At 73.1% G+C, this 16,914-nt stretch carries 14 protein-coding genes and 1 pseudogene; 8 read left to right on the forward strand and 7 right to left on the reverse strand.

Annotated features, from left to right (window positions below; translation table 11 throughout):
• The first annotated feature begins 14 nt into the window (after nt 1-14).
• The 4 genes from ACIGXP_RS22665 to ACIGXP_RS22680 all read left to right on the forward strand — a co-directional run bounded on the left by ACIGXP_RS22665 (nt 15) and on the right by ACIGXP_RS22680 (nt 2,341).
• A complete protein-coding gene (locus ACIGXP_RS22665; RefSeq protein WP_363219793.1) occupies nt 15-671 on the forward strand; it encodes a hypothetical protein in 657 nt (218 codons plus the stop codon).
• Nucleotides 655-1,563: an inositol monophosphatase gene (locus tag ACIGXP_RS22670; RefSeq protein WP_363219794.1), complete on the forward strand. Its 909-nt coding sequence runs from the start codon at nt 655-657 to the stop codon at nt 1,561-1,563. The genes ACIGXP_RS22665 and ACIGXP_RS22670 overlap by 17 nt, the downstream gene beginning before the upstream one ends.
• A 35-nt stretch (nt 1,564-1,598) precedes the next feature.
• Nucleotides 1,599-1,754 (forward strand): hypothetical protein, encoded by a 156-nt coding sequence (locus ACIGXP_RS22675; RefSeq protein WP_399770866.1) that lies wholly within the window; start codon nt 1,599-1,601, stop codon nt 1,752-1,754.
• Between the two features lie 89 nt (nt 1,755-1,843).
• Nucleotides 1,844-2,341 carry a DUF1877 family protein gene (locus ACIGXP_RS22680; RefSeq protein ID WP_399770869.1) on the forward strand — a complete coding sequence of 166 codons (498 nt, stop codon included), beginning with the start codon at nt 1,844-1,846 and terminating at the stop codon, nt 2,339-2,341.
• Nucleotides 2,342-2,359: 18 nt separating this feature from the next.
• Here the strand turns inward: ACIGXP_RS22680 and ACIGXP_RS22685 are convergent, their stop codons facing one another.
• The 3 genes from ACIGXP_RS22685 to ACIGXP_RS22695 all read right to left on the reverse strand — a co-directional run bounded on the left by ACIGXP_RS22685 (nt 2,360) and on the right by ACIGXP_RS22695 (nt 4,817).
• The gene (locus tag ACIGXP_RS22685) at nt 2,360-2,671 is read right to left on the reverse strand and encodes a hypothetical protein (protein WP_399770871.1); all 312 of its coding nucleotides are present in this window, start codon (nt 2,669-2,671) and stop codon (nt 2,360-2,362) included.
• Nucleotides 2,672-2,925: 254 nt separating this feature from the next.
• On the reverse strand, nt 2,926-3,417 hold the full coding sequence (locus ACIGXP_RS22690; RefSeq protein WP_399771075.1) for a hypothetical protein: 492 nt from the start codon (nt 3,415-3,417) through the stop codon (nt 2,926-2,928).
• A gap of 116 nt (nt 3,418-3,533) precedes the next feature.
• The gene (locus ACIGXP_RS22695; protein WP_399770873.1) at nt 3,534-4,817 is read right to left on the reverse strand and encodes an SLC13 family permease; all 1,284 of its coding nucleotides are present in this window, start codon (nt 4,815-4,817) and stop codon (nt 3,534-3,536) included.
• A gap of 101 nt (nt 4,818-4,918) precedes the next feature.
• Here ACIGXP_RS22695 and ACIGXP_RS22700 point away from each other — a divergent pair, with 101 nt between their 5' ends.
• Both ACIGXP_RS22700 and ACIGXP_RS22705 read left to right on the forward strand, forming a co-directional pair.
• Complete coding sequence (locus ACIGXP_RS22700) at nt 4,919-10,786, forward strand: TIR domain-containing protein (protein WP_399770876.1); 5,868 nt, start codon at nt 4,919-4,921, stop codon at nt 10,784-10,786.
• Between the two features lie 54 nt (nt 10,787-10,840).
• A complete protein-coding gene (locus ACIGXP_RS22705) occupies nt 10,841-11,362 on the forward strand; it encodes a hypothetical protein (RefSeq protein WP_399770879.1) in 522 nt (173 codons plus the stop codon).
• Here the strand turns inward: ACIGXP_RS22705 and ACIGXP_RS22710 are convergent.
• Both ACIGXP_RS22710 and ACIGXP_RS22715 read right to left on the reverse strand, forming a co-directional pair.
• Entirely contained in the window at nt 11,328-12,596 is a 1,269-nt protein-coding gene (locus tag ACIGXP_RS22710; protein ID WP_399770882.1) for a serine hydrolase domain-containing protein, read from the reverse strand. The two genes, ACIGXP_RS22705 and ACIGXP_RS22710, sit on opposite strands and share 35 nt — an antisense overlap.
• A 305-nt stretch (nt 12,597-12,901) precedes the next feature.
• Nucleotides 12,902-13,261 (reverse strand): helix-turn-helix domain-containing protein, encoded by a 360-nt coding sequence (locus tag ACIGXP_RS22715; RefSeq protein ID WP_363218106.1) that lies wholly within the window; start codon nt 13,259-13,261, stop codon nt 12,902-12,904.
• A gap of 71 nt (nt 13,262-13,332) precedes the next feature.
• Here ACIGXP_RS22715 and ACIGXP_RS22720 point away from each other — a divergent pair, with 71 nt between their 5' ends.
• Nucleotides 13,333-13,926, forward strand: a complete 594-nt coding sequence (locus ACIGXP_RS22720; RefSeq protein ID WP_399770884.1) for an NADPH-dependent F420 reductase — start codon at nt 13,333-13,335, stop codon at nt 13,924-13,926.
• A gap of 73 nt (nt 13,927-13,999) precedes the next feature.
• On the opposite strand, the gene ACIGXP_RS22725 is transcribed toward ACIGXP_RS22720, so the two are convergent.
• Nucleotides 14,000-14,698, reverse strand: a complete 699-nt coding sequence (locus ACIGXP_RS22725; RefSeq protein ID WP_399770886.1) for a glycerophosphodiester phosphodiesterase — start codon at nt 14,696-14,698, stop codon at nt 14,000-14,002.
• Between the two features lie 20 nt (nt 14,699-14,718).
• Nucleotides 14,719-15,844 (reverse strand): annotated as a pseudogene (locus ACIGXP_RS22730) (adenosine deaminase).
• A gap of 299 nt (nt 15,845-16,143) precedes the next feature.
• Here ACIGXP_RS22730 and ACIGXP_RS22735 point away from each other — a divergent pair.
• Nucleotides 16,144-16,896: a DUF4190 domain-containing protein gene (locus ACIGXP_RS22735; protein ID WP_399770889.1), complete on the forward strand. Its 753-nt coding sequence runs from the start codon at nt 16,144-16,146 to the stop codon at nt 16,894-16,896.
• Nucleotides 16,897-16,914 lie beyond the last annotated feature (18 nt).

The following is a 16,914-nucleotide window of genomic DNA, read 5'->3' on the forward strand; positions in this document are numbered from 1 at the left end:
AAGGGGGATGGAACATGGACTATCCGGCCCTGGAACGGGCCGCCCGGCGGCACGCCACCGCCGAGCTGATACGGCACGCCACAGCGGAACTGGACCGGATCGCCTCGGGCCGCCGCGCCCTGCGCGCGGTGCGCCATCCGCTGGGGTTCGTCTGCTTCCCCGTCCTGCGTGACGGCGGCGACGGCGTCTGCGTCCACGTCTTCCGCACACCGGAGGCGGAACCGGACCGCGCCGCCCCTCAAATCCACTGCCACAGCTGGGACCTGACCAGCACCGTGCTGTACGGGCGGCTCGGCAACCGGCGCATGCACATCGAGGAGGACGCCGGCGCACCCACCCACCGGGTCTTCGAGGTGTTCAGCGATCCCTCGGGCGTCGACGAACTGCGGCCCACCGAGCGGCTGGTGCGCTGCCGGCCCGGCGCCGAACACACCAGCGCACCCGGCCAGACCTATGCCCTGCCGGCGGGTGAATTCCACACCACCGTGGTGCCGGACGGCCGCCCCACCGCCACCCTGGTACTGGGGCGGACCCTGCCCGGCCGGGTGGACCTCTCGCTGGGCCCGCTGTCCGCGCCGGGGCACCGCATGGTCCGCAGCACGTGCGACGCGCCCCAGACCGCCCGGATCGCTCGGGCCGCCCTCAGGAGGATCCATGAGCCCGAACCCTGACCCCGGCTACCGCAGCGAGCACCGGACGGCCGTGAGCGCCGCCGAGGAGGCCGGGGCACTGCTGCGGTCCCGCTTCCCCGACGGCTTCGCCGCGCGGCAGAAGGGTGAACTCGGTGACGTCGTCACCGACTTGGACGTAGCCGCCGAGAAGCTCGTGATCGGGCGGATCAGGGAGTGTTTCCCGCACGACCGCATCCTGGCCGAGGAGTCCGGTGAACTCGCCGGCGACGGCGGCGGCCGCACCTGGCTCATCGATCCCCTCGACGGCAGCAACAACGTCGTCATCGGGCTGGCGGTCTACGTCGTCGGCATCGCGCTGTGCGTCGATGACACGCCCGTGGTGGGGGTCGTCCATGACCCGATGACCGGCCGTACGTGGTCCGCCCTGCGCGGCGATGGTGCGCGGGGTCCGGACGGGCGGCTCGCCGTGGCCGCGCCGGGCCGCCCGCTTCCGGCCGCCGGACCCCTGCTGGCCTGGACCCAGGGCCACGGCGTCTCCCGCGACGACCCGGTGGCCTGCTCCCTCCGGCACACCCTCGAACTGCGCTCCCGCCGCCTGCTCCAGCTCTGGGCGCCCCTGGTGGCCTGGGCGATGCTGGCCCGCGGCGACATCGACGGCTTCGTCGGCTACCGCGCGGAGGCGATCGACCTGCCCGCCGGTGCGCTGCTCGCCCGCGAGGCCGGCATCGCCCTGCGGCACCTGGACGGCGCCGAGTTCACCGGCGGGTACGCCGGCCCCGACACCGCACGCTCCTTCGTCGCCGGCCGCCCGGACATGCTGCCGCACCTACTGGACCTCGTCAGCTCTTCGCCTCCGGGCACCGCGCACATTCACAGGGCGGAAGCCGCCCCGCCAGGTCCGGCCCCGGTCCCGGGAGATCCTCAGCGGTAGATGACCGAGCGCGAACTCCCCGAAGGGGGGCGCCCGTGCGCTTTGCGAACGACAGCGGCTTCGAATGCCCCGTGGACGAGGAAGGTGACCCCCTTTACTACGACTACGTTCTGGTCTTCGGCCAGGACCTCATCCACGCGGCGCTCGGGTGTCGGAGGGCGTCCTGGCAGAGCCGGGCATCCCGGCGTTGAGAGACGGGCATCGCGCCGTCAGTGCCGTCGAGTAGGTTCTCTCCGTTCGGCCCGACAGGCGGGCCGCCGAACTGGGAGGACTCGTCGCCGTGAGCATCCACATGCACATGCGCTCCGTCGCGGAATCCGAGATCCGGGACGACCACACCTGGCTTGCGGCGTTCATGTGGGAGGCTTGGGAGAACCACCCCGACGAGTACGCAGCGGGCATCGCCGAGTCGATCGACAAGGTCTGGGGCTCCGTCAATGACCTCTATGCCGCTGCCCATGTCCTCGATGCGGATGCCGACGACTCCTGGGAGCTGCCGATTTACGGCGGGCGGCCAGTGGCACACAGCACCGATGCCGACCCCTCCAACCCGCCCCTGGGGATTCTGGAGCCGCCTGGGGTGTCACAGGCCGCAGGCTTCCTCGCACGTGTCTCGTTCGACGAGCTGTGGAACGTCGCTGGTGCCAAGCTCGTCTGGGCCGGCTGGGACGAGGCGCAGGTCAGGCAGGAGTTCCTCGACTATCACAGGGGCCTCCAAGGGTTCTATGAGCGGGCGGCTGCAGCAGGCCACGCCGTGGTCAGGGCGGTGTGGGCTTGAGACGTGGTCGCGTGCCGGTCACAGCCATTCGTTGATGGCGGCGACCAGCAATGTCGCTTCGTAACGGACAGCAAGTTTGTCGTATCGCGTGGCGACGGCCCGGTGCCGCTTCAGCCGGTTGATGCCGCACTCGACGGCATGCCGGGCCTTGTAGTCCTCCGGGTCGAACTTCGGCGGACGGCCGCCGCAGGAGCCGAGCTTCTTTCGGTTGCGGGCCTGGTCGACCTTGTCAGGGATGGTGCAGCGGATTCTACGTCTGCGCAGGTAAGCGCGGACGGGCTCGAACTGCGGAGAGTCGCTGCGCTGTCCGGCTGTGACCACGATGGACATGGGCTTCTGCCCCTGCTCGACAGCCAGGTGCAGCTTGGTGGTCAGGCCGCCGCGGGAGCGCCCGAGCCCATGGTCGTCCGGCTCGATGACGATGCCGCCGGGCGGTTCCTTTTGCAGGTCCCCCTTTTCCTTGCCCCGGCCGCGTGCTGGTGGGCCCGGACGATGGTGGAGTCGACATTGAGGTCCCAGGTGATCAGGTCCTGGGCGTCGGCACGGGCCTGCAGCTCGGTAAGGATCCGCTTTCGATACACGCCCTAGCGCAGCCGCTTCGTGTACGACCAGGTCACCGCCGTCATGAGGGCCGGGACGGCGAGCAGTGGGGCGTAGGCGCAGGCCCAGACGGTCTGGGCCGTACCGCTGGACATGTATGTCCGGCTCTCGACCGTCAAGGCGACCACGACTTGCCACAGGGCCACCAGAACCAGGACGGCCGAGGCGGTCCAGGCCAGCGTGGCGAGGGTCCGGGGCCGCAGCGGCCGCCACCGGTCGCTCACGAGGAGCAGCGGGAGCAGGGCGGCCAGTTCGGTGAGGACGGAGAGGCCGACGACGTACGCGACACCCCAGCCCGGGATGTCGAAGACGTCCCGCAGCACGCGGTCGCTGTAGCCGACGTAGACACCGGATGCCATGGCGATGCGCCACAGGCCGGAGGGGACGGCGCACAGGGCGATGGAGTGGGCGGCGCGCCGGGCCCAGACGGGCGCGGGAGCGGGGAGGGGAGCGGTTTCCGTGGTCATGACGTACATGCTGGCCGCGGACGTGGCGGCCGCGCTTCGTCCGGTGTGGCAGACCGTCTCCCCCATGCGGCGGAGGGCCCCACCCGCTGAGGGAGGAGCTGAGTGGGGTCCATCGCCGGACCGGTCTACCAGCGTGTCAGCGCCAGCGCGCTCACCGAGGCCACCACCGCCGAGGCGGCCAGCACCGCCCCCGTCCCCATCAGCCGTGCCAACGGCACCCGTACCCCGTACGACACGCAGCGCTCGTACCAGAGCAGCGTCGCGAGGGACGCCCACGGCGTGACCACCGGACCGGCGTTGGTGCCGATCAGCAGGGCGAGGAGCTGGTCGTGGTTGCCCGGGGGAACGGCCGCCTCGCCCGCCAGGTACACCGGGAGGTTGTTGAGCGCGTTGGACAGGCCGCCGCCGACCGCCGCCGCGCGGAACAGGCCCAGCGCGCCGCCGTCGGTGCCGACCGCCGAGGCCAGCAGATGGTGCAGCCCGTGCGCGTCGAACGTCTCGACCACCAGGAACATGCCGGGCACCATCACCAGCAGCCGCCAGGGGATGAGCGACAGTCGCAGTGCGGAGCGCTGCCGTACCCCGAACGCCGCCACGGCGACGAGCGCCGCTGTCGCGGACGCCGTCCACAGCGGTACGTCGGCCACCAGGATGGCGAGCAGGAAGCCGGCGCACGCGAGCGCGCAGGCGCGGAAGAGCACCGGGTCGGCGGGGCGGTGCACGGCGGGCGGCACATAGCGGTCGGCGGCGTCCACGCGCACGTCGTCGGCGCGGGCCGCACCCGGCCCCGACACCGGTACGGCGACCAGGCCGGACTCCTCCGCAACAGGACCCCCACGCCTGCCCCGCCGCCAGAAGAACAGCCACAAACAAGCCATCGTCACCGCCAGCGCGGCGAGTTGCGGGGCCCACATCCGTCCCGCCAGGCCCAGCGGGGACAGCGCGACCCGGTTGGCGGCCAGCAGGTTCGTCAGGTTGGACACCGGCAGCAGCAGGCTCGCGGTGTTGGCGAGCCACACCGTGGTCATCGCCAGCGGCACCGGCGCGATGCCCACCCGGGAGGCGAGCGCCAGCATCACCGGGGTCAGCAGGACGGCCGTCGTGTCCAGGTTGAGGGCGATCGTCGTGACGGAGGCGAAGAGCACGCACAGCAGGAACAGCAGCGCATAGCTGCCCCGCCCGGCCCGCGCGACGCGCGCCGCCACCACGTCGAACACCTCGGCCCTGCTGGTCAGTTCGGCCAGCACGATGACCGTGCCGAGGAAGGCGAGGAGCGGGGCGATGCGCTGCATCGCATCGGATGCGGAATCCGTCGGCAGCAACCCCGTGGCCACGCAGAGCAGTCCGGTCACCAGCAGACCGATCGCCACCCGGTCGAGGACATGCAGACGCAGCAATAAGGCACGCACGGTTGGAAGGGTCGCACGTTTGTGCGTTCCTGTGACCAGGGCGTCGTCGAACGCCTGGAAACGACCGGTATCAACCTCTCTTTTCACGGCATTATCAATACATGGTGGCTCGTCAGAACGCCCCGGGGGACAGCACCGGGCCATTGGACTTCTTCATCAGTTACTCACCCGCCGACGAACGCTGGGCGTCCTGGATCGCCTGGACCCTGGAGGAGGCCGGATACCGCACGGTCCTGCAGGCCTGGGACTTCGTGCCGGGCACGAACTTCGTGGACTTCATGGACCGGGGGGTGAGCGAGTCCGCCGCCGTCATCGCCGTACTGTCGCGGAACTACGAGCGGTCCCGGTACGGGCGCATGGAGTGGCAGGCCGCATTGCGGGCGGATCCGGATGCGCCGGAACGCCGGCTGATCACCGTGCGGGTCGAGGACATCCCGGTGGAGGGGCTGCTGGCCACCATCACCTATGTGGATCTGGTGCCGGTCGCCGATGCGGGGGCGGCGCGGGAGCTGCTGCTCGCCCGGGTGCGGCAGGCCCTCGACGGGCGGGCCCGGCCCAGCCTGCCGCCCGGTTACCCGGGGGCGAACGGCCACGCCGTACCGTCCGCCCCGTCCGCCCCGGGTCCCGGCCGGCCGCTCGGCGGACCGGGGTGGGCGGGGCGGCGCAGGCCCGCCGCGCCGCCGTCGTATCCGCGCCTGTCCGCGGCGGCCGGCGAGCAGGAGGCGGTCACCGTGCTCCAGCTGGCCGGACCCGCCTTCGGCCGGGGGCAGGACCCCGCCGAGTTGCAGGCGGCGATCTGGGGCGACCTGGTCGAGCTGGCGGATGCCGGGGCGCCCTCCCCGGACCTGCTGGTCGTCACCGGTGATCTGACCGCCTCCGGCAGCCGGCGCGAGTTCGAACAGGCCCTCGCCTTCCTCACCGGGATGCGGGCCCTGCTCGGGCTCGAACCGCACCGGGTCGCCCTCGTCCCGGGCGGGCAGGACGTCAACCAGGCCGCCTGTCAGGCCTACTTCAGCACCTGCGAGGCGGACGAGATGCCTCCCCGGCCGCCGTACTGGCCCAAGTGGCGGCACTTCGCCCGGCTGTTCCAGGAGCTGTACCAGGGGCTGGACGTCGTCTTCGACAGTGATCAGCCGTGGACCCTCTTTCCCGTGCCGGAGCTGCACACCGTGGTCGCGGGACTGAACTCGTCCATGGCCTACAGCCACCGGCGTGACGACCAGTACGGGATGGTCGGGCGTGAGCAGGCCGCCTGGTTCGCGCAGGCGCTGCGGCCGCACGAGACGGAGGGATGGCTGCGGATCGGGGTCGTGCGGCATGCGCCGGGCGCCGCCCGGGCCGTCCCCTCCGGTGTGCGCCGGGGCGGTGCGCCGGGTACGGCCGCCCTGGACGGCGCCGGGCCGCTGCGGGACACCGATGTGCTGACCCGGCTGACCGCTCCCCGGCTGCACCTGCTGCTGCACGGCCCGGCCGACGCCGGTGCGCTGCCCGTCCTCACCACCGCCTCCGGCGAGGTGCCGGTGGTCGGCGCCGTCGGGCCCGGCCGGCACCAGCTGCTGCGGGTGGGCCGGGAGGGACTGGCCGTCTGGGACGGGCCGCGGGATCCGCAGCGGCGGCCGGTCCGGTGGCACCGGGCCCACCGCGCCTTCGGGCCCGAGGATCCCGGGGACCGTGCGGGCGGGATGCCCCGCACCGACCCCGTGACCCCGGCCGGCCGAAACGGCCTCCCCGAGCCCGAGCCGGAGCCGCGCGCCCTGACGAGCCCGGCGGAGATACTGCTCGCCCGGGTCGCCGAGGTGTGCCGCACCCGCCACGAGGGCGCCCAGATCCGCCAGGTCGACGGGCCGCTGCCGCAACTGCTGGTCACCTGGACCCAGTCCGGCTTCGTCCGGCAGCAGCGCGTGGCCGTGCACACCGGCACCCCGACCGCGCAGGACGTCGACCGGTTCGTGGCCCTCGTGCACGCCGCCGACGCCGAGAGCGAGGCCGAACTCGTCCACGACGGCCCGCCGCCCGCCCGCGAGCTGCGGGACGCCGCCCGTCGCCGGGGGGTCAGGGTGCGCAGCTTCACCGAGTTCCAGGGGCTGCTGGACCTGCGCGGATACGTCGGCGCGCAGAGCGAGCGGCTGCGCACCGACCCGCGCTATCCCCCGGGCATGTACCTGCCGCAGCGGTACCGGGAGGTGGAGCGCCTCGACGCCGAGGACCGCGACGGGCTCGTCGACGAGATGCTCCGGCTGCTCGACTCCGACCAGGGCCGCTTCCTGCTGCTGCTCGGCGACTTCGGGCACGGCAAGACCTTCGCGCTGCGCGAGCTGGCCCGCCGTGTCCCCGCCGAACTGCCGCACCTGGTCCCGCTGTTGGTGGAGCTGCACGCGCTGGACCGGGCGTACTCCTTCGAGGGACTGGTCGCCGCACACCTCGCCGCCCACGGCGTCGACAACATCGACCTGCGGGCCTTCCGGTACATGCTCCAGCAGGGGCGGATCGTGCTGCTCTTCGACGGCTTCGACGAACTCGTCAACCAGGTCACCTACGACCGCGCCGCCGAACGCCTGCAGGTGCTGCTGGACTCCGCCGTGGACAGCGCCAAGATCGTGGTCTCCAGCCGCACCCAGCACTTCCGCTCCCAGGGCCAGGTGCTGACCGCGCTCGGCGAACGCGTCGGCCTGCTTCCGCACCGCCGGGTCCTGGCCGTCCAGGAGTTCTCTCCGCAGCAGATCCGTGCCTACCTGGTCAACCGCTACGACGGCGACGAACGCGCCGCCGACCACCGGCTGCGGCTGCTCGACGCCATCCCCGACCTGCTCGCCCTGTGCCGCAACCCCCGCCTGCTCGGCTTCGTCGCCGACCTCGACGACGACCGGCTGCGCGCGGTCGCCGGCGCCGGGCGCGCCCTCAGCCCCGCCGGACTGTACGAGGAGGTGCTCACGGCCTGGCTGAACTTCGAGGTCGAGCGCGGCAGCGGCAGCCCCGGCCGGGCCCCCGGGCTCTCCCTGGACCAGCTGTGGGACGCGGTCACCGCGCTCGCCCTGCGGCTGTGGGAGAGCGGGCAGGACTCGCTGCGGCTGGACGAGCTGACCGATGTCGCCGAGACCCTGAGCGGGCTCGCGGAAGCCCGGCTGTCGGTGCCGCAGACCGCGCACGCCATCGGCTCCGGCAGTCTGCTGGTGCGCAGCGACGACGGTGTGTTCCGGTTCATCCACGGCTCGGTGGTGGAGTGGCTCGTCGCCCGGGAGTGCGCCCGCGGGCTCACCGAGGGCGACAGCGCCCTGCTGGGGCGGCGCCAACTGAGCCAGCTCGCCGTCGAGTTCCTGTGCGACCTCGCCGACCACCGGATCTGTCAGGCGTGGGCCGAGCGGGAGCTGTCCGGCACTCCCGGGGACGCCTCCTCGGACGCCGGTCACGCCAACGCCGTGAAGATCCTCAGCCGGCTCCGGGTGCCCGCCCACACCGATCTGCGCGGCGCCGCCCTGGCCGGCGAGGACCTGTCCCACCGCGACTTCTCCGGCGTCGACCTGACCCGCGCCGACCTCACCGACGCCCGGCTGGTCGGCGCCAACCTCTCCGGCGCCGTTCTGCGCGGCGCCCGGCTGACCGGTGCCCGGCTGGACGGGGCCGATCTGACGGGCGCCGACCTGCGCGGCGCCGACCTCAGACGGGCCCGGCTCATCGGCACCGACCTGACCGGCGCCCGGGTGGACGGCGGCCGGTGGCGGCGGGCGGCACTGATCTCCGCGACCACCGGGCCCCTGGCTCGGACGCCGGAACTCCAGGGCGCCGCGATCGCGCCCGGCATGGCCGTCGACTCCGGCTTCCGGCCCTCCACGGTCGGGGTGCCGTACGGCTACGAGGCCCGCATCCGGCTGCCCGAGCCCATCTCCTACAGCCCCGACGGCGAACTGCTCGCCGTGGGCAGCGAGGACGGCGGCGTCCTGGTCTGCGACGCCGCCACCGGCATCGCCCTGCGCACCCTGCAGGGCCACACCGGCCGGGTCTACGCCGTCAAGTTCCGCGAACGCGTGCTGGCCACCGGCAGCTCCGACGGCACGGTACGGCTGTGGGACCCGGTCTCCGGCCGCTGTCTGCACCGGCTGGAGATCCACGCGAACGGCGTGTGGCCGCTCGCCCTGGACGCCGACGGCTCACGCCTGGCCACCGGCGACGCCGACGGCGTGGTCACCCTCTGGGACACCGCCTCCGGCGCCCCGCTGCACCGGCTGCCCGGACACGCGGCGCCCGTCTACACCGTGGCGTTCGGGCCCGACGGCGCCACCCTGGTCACCGGGGACGCCTCCACCGTCGTACGGCTGTGGGACCTGGCCACCGGGCGGCAGACCGGGGAGCTGCCCGGTCACCACGGCGTGGTGTACCGGGCGCGGTTCAGCCCGGACGGCACCCTGCTGGCCACCGCCGACCGCGGCGACGAGGGGCACGGCGGCACCGTGCGGGTGTGGGACTTCGCCACCGGGACGCCGCGCCACACGTTCACCGGGCACTCCGGCCGCGTCTACACCCTCGACTTCCACCCCGGCGGCGCCCTGCTGGTCAGCGGCGACACCAACGGGGAGGTACGGCTGTGGGACCTGGCGGCGGGACGCTCGGCCGGGCTGCTCGGCGGCTGCCGCGGGGCCGTGTACCAGGTGCTGTTCGACCCCGACGGGACCCTGCTCGCCGCCGGGGACAGCGCCGGGGCGGTCCGGCTGTGGCGGATCGACCCGGCGGCCGACCCGGTCGCGGCGCCCCTGAGCCGGCAGCCCGCCGAGCACCGCGGCTCGGTGTGGGTGTGCAAGTTCCGCCCGCACGGCGACACACCCGCCCAGGGCCCCGGCACCCTGCTGGTGACCGGCGGCAACGACGGTGTCGTACGGCTGTGGGAGCCGGCCACCGGCCAGGGCCGGCGCATCCTGCGCGGCCACGGGCGGCGCATCGGCACCCTGTCCTTCAGCGCCGACGGCTCGATGCTGGCGGCCGGCGGCAACGACGGTGTCGTGCGGGTGTGGCACTCCGCCTCGGGGCGGCGGCTGCGCGAACTGACCGGGCAGAGCGACCGCCTGGTCTCCGCGGTGTTCGGACCCGTGGGTCCGCTGCTGGCCACCGCGAGCAGCGACGGCGACGTCTATCTGTGGAATGCGGCCACCGGTGAGTACCAGCGCGAACTGGACGTCGAGACCGACCACGTGTGGGCGGAGGCGTTCAGCGCCGACGGCGAACTGCTGGCCACCGCGAACGACGACGACACGGTACGGCTGTGGTACCGGGCCACCGGAGCGCATGTCGCCACCATCGGCGAGCACTACGGGCGGGTCCGCGCGATCGACTTCAGGTCCGACGGCGCGGTCCTGGCCACCGGCTGCGACGACCGCAAGGTGCGGATCTGGGACGTGGACGGCCACCGGGTCACCGGCGAATTCGACGGCCACACCGACCGGGTGTACGCCGTGGCCTTCGCCCCCGACGGCTCCTGGCTGGCCAGCGCCTCCTGGGACGGTACGGCGGTGATCTGGAGGGACGGCGAGATCGACCACCGGCTGACGGGCCACACCGGCAAGCTCTGGACGGCGGCCGTCCACCCGCTGCGCCCGCTGCTGGCGACGGCGGGCGACGACCGGAACGTCCGTCTGTGGAACCCGGACACCGGCGAGCAGACGGCTGTTCTGACGGGTCACACCGGCCGGATCCTCGCGGTGGCGTTCAGCCCCGACGGCTCCCTGCTGGCCAGTGGCGGCGAGGACGGCACGGTACGGCTGTGGAACGTCGCCGCCGACGCCCCGGCCACCCTGCGGGTCACCCTGGTCGGCATGCCCGGCGGCTGGGCGGCGCTGTCCCCGTCCGGCGGCTACAAGTACGAGGGGGACGTCACCGGCGAGTTCTGGCACGCGGTCGGCATGTGCCGCTTCGAGCCGGGGGAGCTGGACGGGCATCTGCCGGGCGTGTGGCAGGTGCCGCTGGACGACCGGCTGGGGTGAGCAGGGAGCAGGGCGGTTTTGAACGCGTTCAAATGGGGGCGTACGCTCACTCCCATGAGCGACAGAGCCGCCCTGCTCAAGGGCATTCGCGTCTGGTTGGTCCTCTTCGTCGTGTGCCTCGTGCTCAGCGGGGCCACCGCCTTCCCCCTGGTGCACGAACTGCGCTGGACCGACAGCGCGTTGCGCGCCCTGTCCGTGCCGGAGCACCTGCCCGGACTCATGGCGTGGATCACGCGGGTGCGGGACGGACTCGACACCGCCGACGCCGACTACCCGTTCCTGCTCTACGGCACCGACTGGCTGGCCTTCGCCCACCTCGTCATCGCGGTCGCCTTCTACGGCCCGTACCGCGACCCCGTCCGCAACATCTGGGTGGTCGAGTTCGGGATGATCGCCTGCGCCGGCATCATCCCGCTCGCCCTCGTCTGCGGTCCGATCCGCGGGATTCCCTTCTGGTGGAGTCTGATCGACATGTCCTTCGGGGTGTTCGGAGTCGTCCCGCTGTACGTCGTACGGAAGAAGATCAAGCGCCTGGAGGCGCTCAGCGCGCCGCTTGCTGCTCCGGCTGCTGCTTGACGGCCGCGAGCACGATCCGCTGGGCCACCGGGTTCATTCCGTCGCCCTTGGCGTCGGTGGAGTTCACCGAGTAGACGAGGGTGCGGCTCAGGTTCTGGGTCGCGACGATTCCCGTGCTGTAGCCGTAGCGGGCGCCGGACTTCGTCCAGTAGACCGTGCCCTTGTACGTCAACTGCCGGAGCCCGGCGCTGTACGTGGCGTCCTTGATGCCCGCCGGCACCGTGAACATCTCCTGCAGCTGCGGCTGCGGCACGATCCGGCCCCCGAACAGCGCCGTGATCAGCCGCTCAAGGTCGGCCGTCGTGGAGATCATGTCGCCGGCGGCCCAGTTGGCGGCCTGGTTCCACTCCGTGACGTCCACGAACCGAGCCGTCCCGTCGGGGCGGGTCACCTTCTGGTAGCCGTGGTTGTGCGGGCCGTGGATACGCGGGTCGGTCCCCGGGAAGTACGTGTGCCGCATGCCGGCCGGGCGCAGCACCAGCCGGGTCGCCTCCTCGGCGTACGAGTGCCCGGTCACCTTCTCGATCAGCATCCCGAGGACCGTGTAGTTGATGTTCAGGTAGTCCTGGCCCCTGCCGGGGCAGAACTCCGGGCCCTTCGCCACGGCTGACGCCACCAGCTGCTGCGGGGTGACGGTGTCGAAGCGGTGCGCGTACTGGTCCTCGAAGTCGTCGCCCCAGCCGTCACCCGCCTGGATGCCGCTGGTGTGATTGAGCAACTGCCGTACGGAGATGGGCTGGAAGGCCGCAGTGAGGAGCCCGGGGAGGTAGTGCTGGACCGGTGCGTCCAGGTCGATCCGGCCGTCGGCCGCCAGCCGCAGTACGGTCGCCGCCGTCACCACCTTCGTGGTCGAACCGGCCCGGAAGCGGGCGTCCGGGTCCGCCGCCCGACCGCTCGTCAGATCGTGCACGCCCGCGCTGCCCCGCCAGCTGCCGTCACGGCCGCCGACCCGGACCAGCGCGGCGGTCGCATCGGTGTCGGGCAGACCGCCGAGAGCGGCACGCAGCGCCTTGGCATCCGGGCCGGCCGTCCGGTGGTCCGCCGTGGGGCGGTGGTCCGCCGCCGGGTGGGCCGCCGTCGTGGCGGGGGCGGTCTTCGTGACGGTCGTGGGCTTCGTGTCACAGACGGTGTTCGCCGCGGGGGAGGCGAAGGCGGGAGCCGCCAGGGGAGTGGCGGACAGGGCCAGGACCACGGCGGACGTGGTGAGGACGGTGACACGAGTACGCGGACGCATGGCTGCTGCTCCAGGGGCGGTTTCCGGGCGGGTCCGGTCGGTGGGGGCCTGCCGGTGAACGGTTCGTGATCATCCTCCGCTGCCGTGCCGCGGCACGGATCCTCATCGAGGAGGACGCCCGACCCGGCCCCTGTCCCCGAGTAACGGACGCCCGCACTGGGGGAGTTCTCCGGGACATCCCCTACGGGGCCCGCACCGGCCCCGGTCGCGCGGCGCTACCGCCTGGTCCGTGGCACCGGCAAGGGCGACACCCCGGTCCCGCAGCACGTCGCCCCCGCCACCCCGGCCGATCCGGCGGCGGTGGCTCAGCGCTCGCGCGTGTAGTGCTCCTGCGCGGCCATGACCTCGTCGCCGTGCTCGAACGCCCAGGCGCCGAAGGCGTCGATCGGCCCCAGCAGCGTCCGCCCCAGCGCGGTGAGCCCGTACTCCACGCGGGGCGGAGAGCCGCCATGGGCCCGTCGCTCCACCAGGCCGTTGAACTGCAGCCGGCGCAGCGTCTCGGTGAGCACCTTCTGGCTGATCCCGCCGATGCGGTCGCGCAGCGCGCCCGGCCGGCACGGGCCGTCCCTGAGCGCCCACAGCACCACCGCGTTCCAGGTGTTGGCGAGCAGGTCGAAGGCGAGCCGGGCCCGGCAGTCGGCGAGGAAGGGGTGGTCGTCGGTCACACACCGAATGGTGCCCGAGCCGCCTCCTACTGTCGTGCCCGTATCCAACCCACCTGCAAGGGGAGGCAGTTGTGCACATAGGGATTCTCGGTACCGGTGCGATGGCGGACGCACTGGGCGGGCAGTGGCGGCGGGCCGGCCACCAGGTGGTCGCGGGCAGCCGGTCGCGCGGCGATGTGCGGGCGGCGGTGGAGCACGGCGCCGACGCGGTGCTGCTGGCCCTGCCGTACCCGGCGGTCGTGGACGTGGTCGCTGAACTCGACCTGAACGGCCGGGTGTTGGTCGACTGCACCAATCCGGTGGGCGGTCCGGACTTCGCACTGCTCACGGCCGGCGGCCCGGCGGCGGCCGAGCGCATCGCCGCCGCCGCGCCCGGCGCCCGTGTGGTCAAGGCGTTCAACCTCTGCCACGAGAGCGTCTGGCGCCTGACCCCACCGGTGTTCGCCGGCCACCCGCTCGCCGTCCCGCTGTGCGGGGACGACGAGGACGCGCTCACGGTCGTACGACGGCTGGTGCGGGACCTGGGCTGCGAGCCGCTGAACGCCGGAGGACTGGACCGGGCCGGGTTGCTGGAGGCGACGGCGGCACTCCTGATCGGGCTGTGGGTGGGGGAGGGCGCGGACGCCCAGGCCATCGCGCCCCCGCTGGAGTTCGCCGGGGGCTAGGGGTCGTTTGGATCAGGCCGGCCGTGACGAGCGGTGCCGGCCCGCGACGCCGGGATGATCCAAACGACACCCCCTAACGGCCGATGCCGCCGCCGTTGCGCAGCGCGTGCAGGGCGTCGATCCGGTTCGTGGTGATCGAGTCGACGCCCAGGTCCAGCAGGCGGCTCATCGAGCGGCGGGTGTCCGGGGTCCACACGGACAGCAGGTGTCCGTCGTGGTGGACACGGGCCGCCAGCTCCCGGCTCACCAGCGGGAAACGGTAGTTGAGCCAGCGCGGGCGGACCACGTCCAGCAGCGCGGGCCGGGGCGGGGCGAGGGTCGTCCAGGTCAGGGCGATCTCCGCGGCCGGGTCGGCGGCGCGCACGGCGAGCATCGCCTCGGCGCCCGCACAGTAGTAGACGCGCTCCCGGGCCGCGCTCTGCCGGACCACGTCCATGACCCGGTCCACCGTCCGCCGGTCGGGCCGCCCGCACAGATCCACCATCACCCGGCAGTCACCGGTCGCCGCCAGCGCCTCCGCGAGCGTCGGCACCCCGCCCGCCGTGAGCCCGCGCAGTTCCTCCGCGGACAGCGCGCCGAGCGGCCGGTCGACTTCCCACAGCCGCGCGAGCGTCTCGTCGTGCAGTAGCACGGGGACGCCGTCGCGGGTGAGCCGTACGTCGATCTCGACCGCGTCCGCGCCCTGGTCGAGCGCGGAACGCAGTGAGTCGACGGTGTTCTCGCGGAAGCGGTAGGGGTCGCCGCGGTGCGCCACGGCGGTCACGGTCTGCATGCCCCCCATTGTGGTGGGCGTCAGGAGGCCAGCCAGGTGCTGGTGTACGTGTCGATCTCCGCCGCGATCCGGGCCTTGCCCGCGGAGTCCAGGAACGAGGCCTCCACGGCGTTCTTGGCGAGGCCGGCCAGGCCCCGCTCGTCCAGGTCCAGCAGCCGCGCGGCCACCGCGTACTCGTTGTTGAGGTCGGTGCCGAACATCGGCGGGTCGTCGGAGTTGATCGTGACCAGCACCCCCGCGTGCACGAACTCCTTGATCGGGTGTTCGTCCAGGGTGCGGACCGCGCGGGTGGCGATGTTGGAGGTCGGGCAGACCTCCAGCGGGATGCGGTGCTCGGCGAGATGCGCGAGCAGCTCCGGGTCCTGCGCGGAGCTGGTGCCGTGCCCGATGCGCTCGGCGCGCAGCTCGTGCAGGGCGTCCCACACCGTCTCCGGGCCGGTCGTCTCGCCGGCGTGCGGCACGGAGTGCAGGCCGGCGGCGATGGCCCGGTCGAAGTACGGCTTGAACTGCGGCCGGGGTACGCCGATCTCGGGCCCGCCCAGCCCGAACGACACGAGCCCCTCCGGGCGGATCCGGTCGTCGGTGGCGAGCCGTGCCGTCTCCTCGGCGGATTCCAGCCCGGCCTCACCGGGGATGTCGAAGCACCACCGCAGCACGGTCCCGAACTCGGCCTCGGCCGCCTTGCGGGCGTCCTCGATCGCCGCCATGAACGCCGCCTCGTCGACGCCGCGCCGGGTCGAGGAGAAGGGCGTGATGGTCAGCTCGGCGTACCGCACCTGCTGCCGGGCCAGGTCGCGGGCCACCTCGTAGGTGAGCAGCCGGACGTCCTCCGGGGTGCGGATCAGGTCGACGACCGACAGATACACGTCGATGAAGTGCGCGAAGTCGGTGAAGGTGAAGAAGTCGGCCAGGGCCTCGGGGTCGGCGGGCACCTTGGAGTCGGGGTGGCGGGCGGCCAGTTCCGAGACGATGCGCGGGGAGGCGGAGCCGACGTGGTGGACGTGCAGTTCGGCCTTGGGCAGCCCGGCGATGAAGGTCCGCAGGTCGCGGTCGGCGGTGCCGGTGGCGGGTACGGAGCTGCTGTCGGTCATGGGGTCCTCCCCGGGCAGGGCGCCGGCGGCCCGGTGCGGGCGAGGCGCGGGTGATCGGCTGATCGGCGGTACGGACGACATCGTAGGCGGGCGGCGCGTGCTGACCGGCCGGTGGAGGAGCGGTGCGGCCGCGGCGCCCGCACGAGGTCCGGCGCGACGGCGTGGCGCGATCGGCGCGGTGGTGCTCGTCACGGCGGTGCTCGTGGACACCCGGCGCCTCGCGGACTGCTTCCCCCGCCGTCTGTCACTGGGCGTACGGCGACCGGCCGTTCGCCTGCTGGAAAGCGGCGGGACCGGGCCGCAGGGGTGCGGAGGCGAGGCCGTAGCATGGCGGGACGAACGACCGAGGGGGACATGCCCGTGAGTGACGGAGCGCAGGCGAGCGGCACCTCGGGAGGCGACTACAACCCGTGGGCGCCGCCCGAGCAGCGGACTTCGCTGGAGAAGAAGCCGTCCCATGCGGAGGCTCAGCCGCCCGCGCAGCCGCCGTCCGTGCACGACCAGGCGACCATGACCTCCCTGCCGACCGACGGCTTCGCACCGCCCGCGTCTGCCCCTGGCTTCGCTCCGCCCGCCTCTCCTCCCGGCTTCGCACCGCCGGCCGCCGCGTCCGGATTCGGCGTGCCGGGCACGGCCCCGGTGGGCGGCGAGGCGGTACCGCCCCCGCCGATCGCTCCCTCGGGCCCCGGCATACCCGCACCGCCGGCTTCCGGCGGCTACGGCTACCCCGGCTACCCCGCGGGCTACGGCTGGCCCGGCATGCCGATGGCCCCGCAGAACGGCATGGGCACCGCCGCGATGGTGCTCGGCATCCTGTCCCTGTGTCTGTTCTGCATGTACGGCGTCGTCTCGGTGGTGCTGGGCATCCTCGCGGTGGTCTTCGGCATCAAGGGCCGCCGGCGGGCCGATCGCGGCGAGGCCACCAACCACGGCCAGGCCCAGGCGGGCCTGATCATGGGGGTCATCGGCATCGTGCTCGGCATCGTCGTGATCGCCCTGCTCGCGATCGGCATCACCGCCGCCATCCATGACGGCCGCACCCACTCCGACCCGTACGACGACGACTCCGCGCGCAGCGTCTCGGTGACGGTGTCCGCCGACCGCTGAATCCGTCGGGGCCGTGGC

The organism is Streptomyces sp. NPDC053069 (assembly GCF_044546895.1).
In the GTDB taxonomy this organism is placed as follows: domain Bacteria; phylum Actinomycetota; class Actinomycetes; order Streptomycetales; family Streptomycetaceae; genus Streptomyces.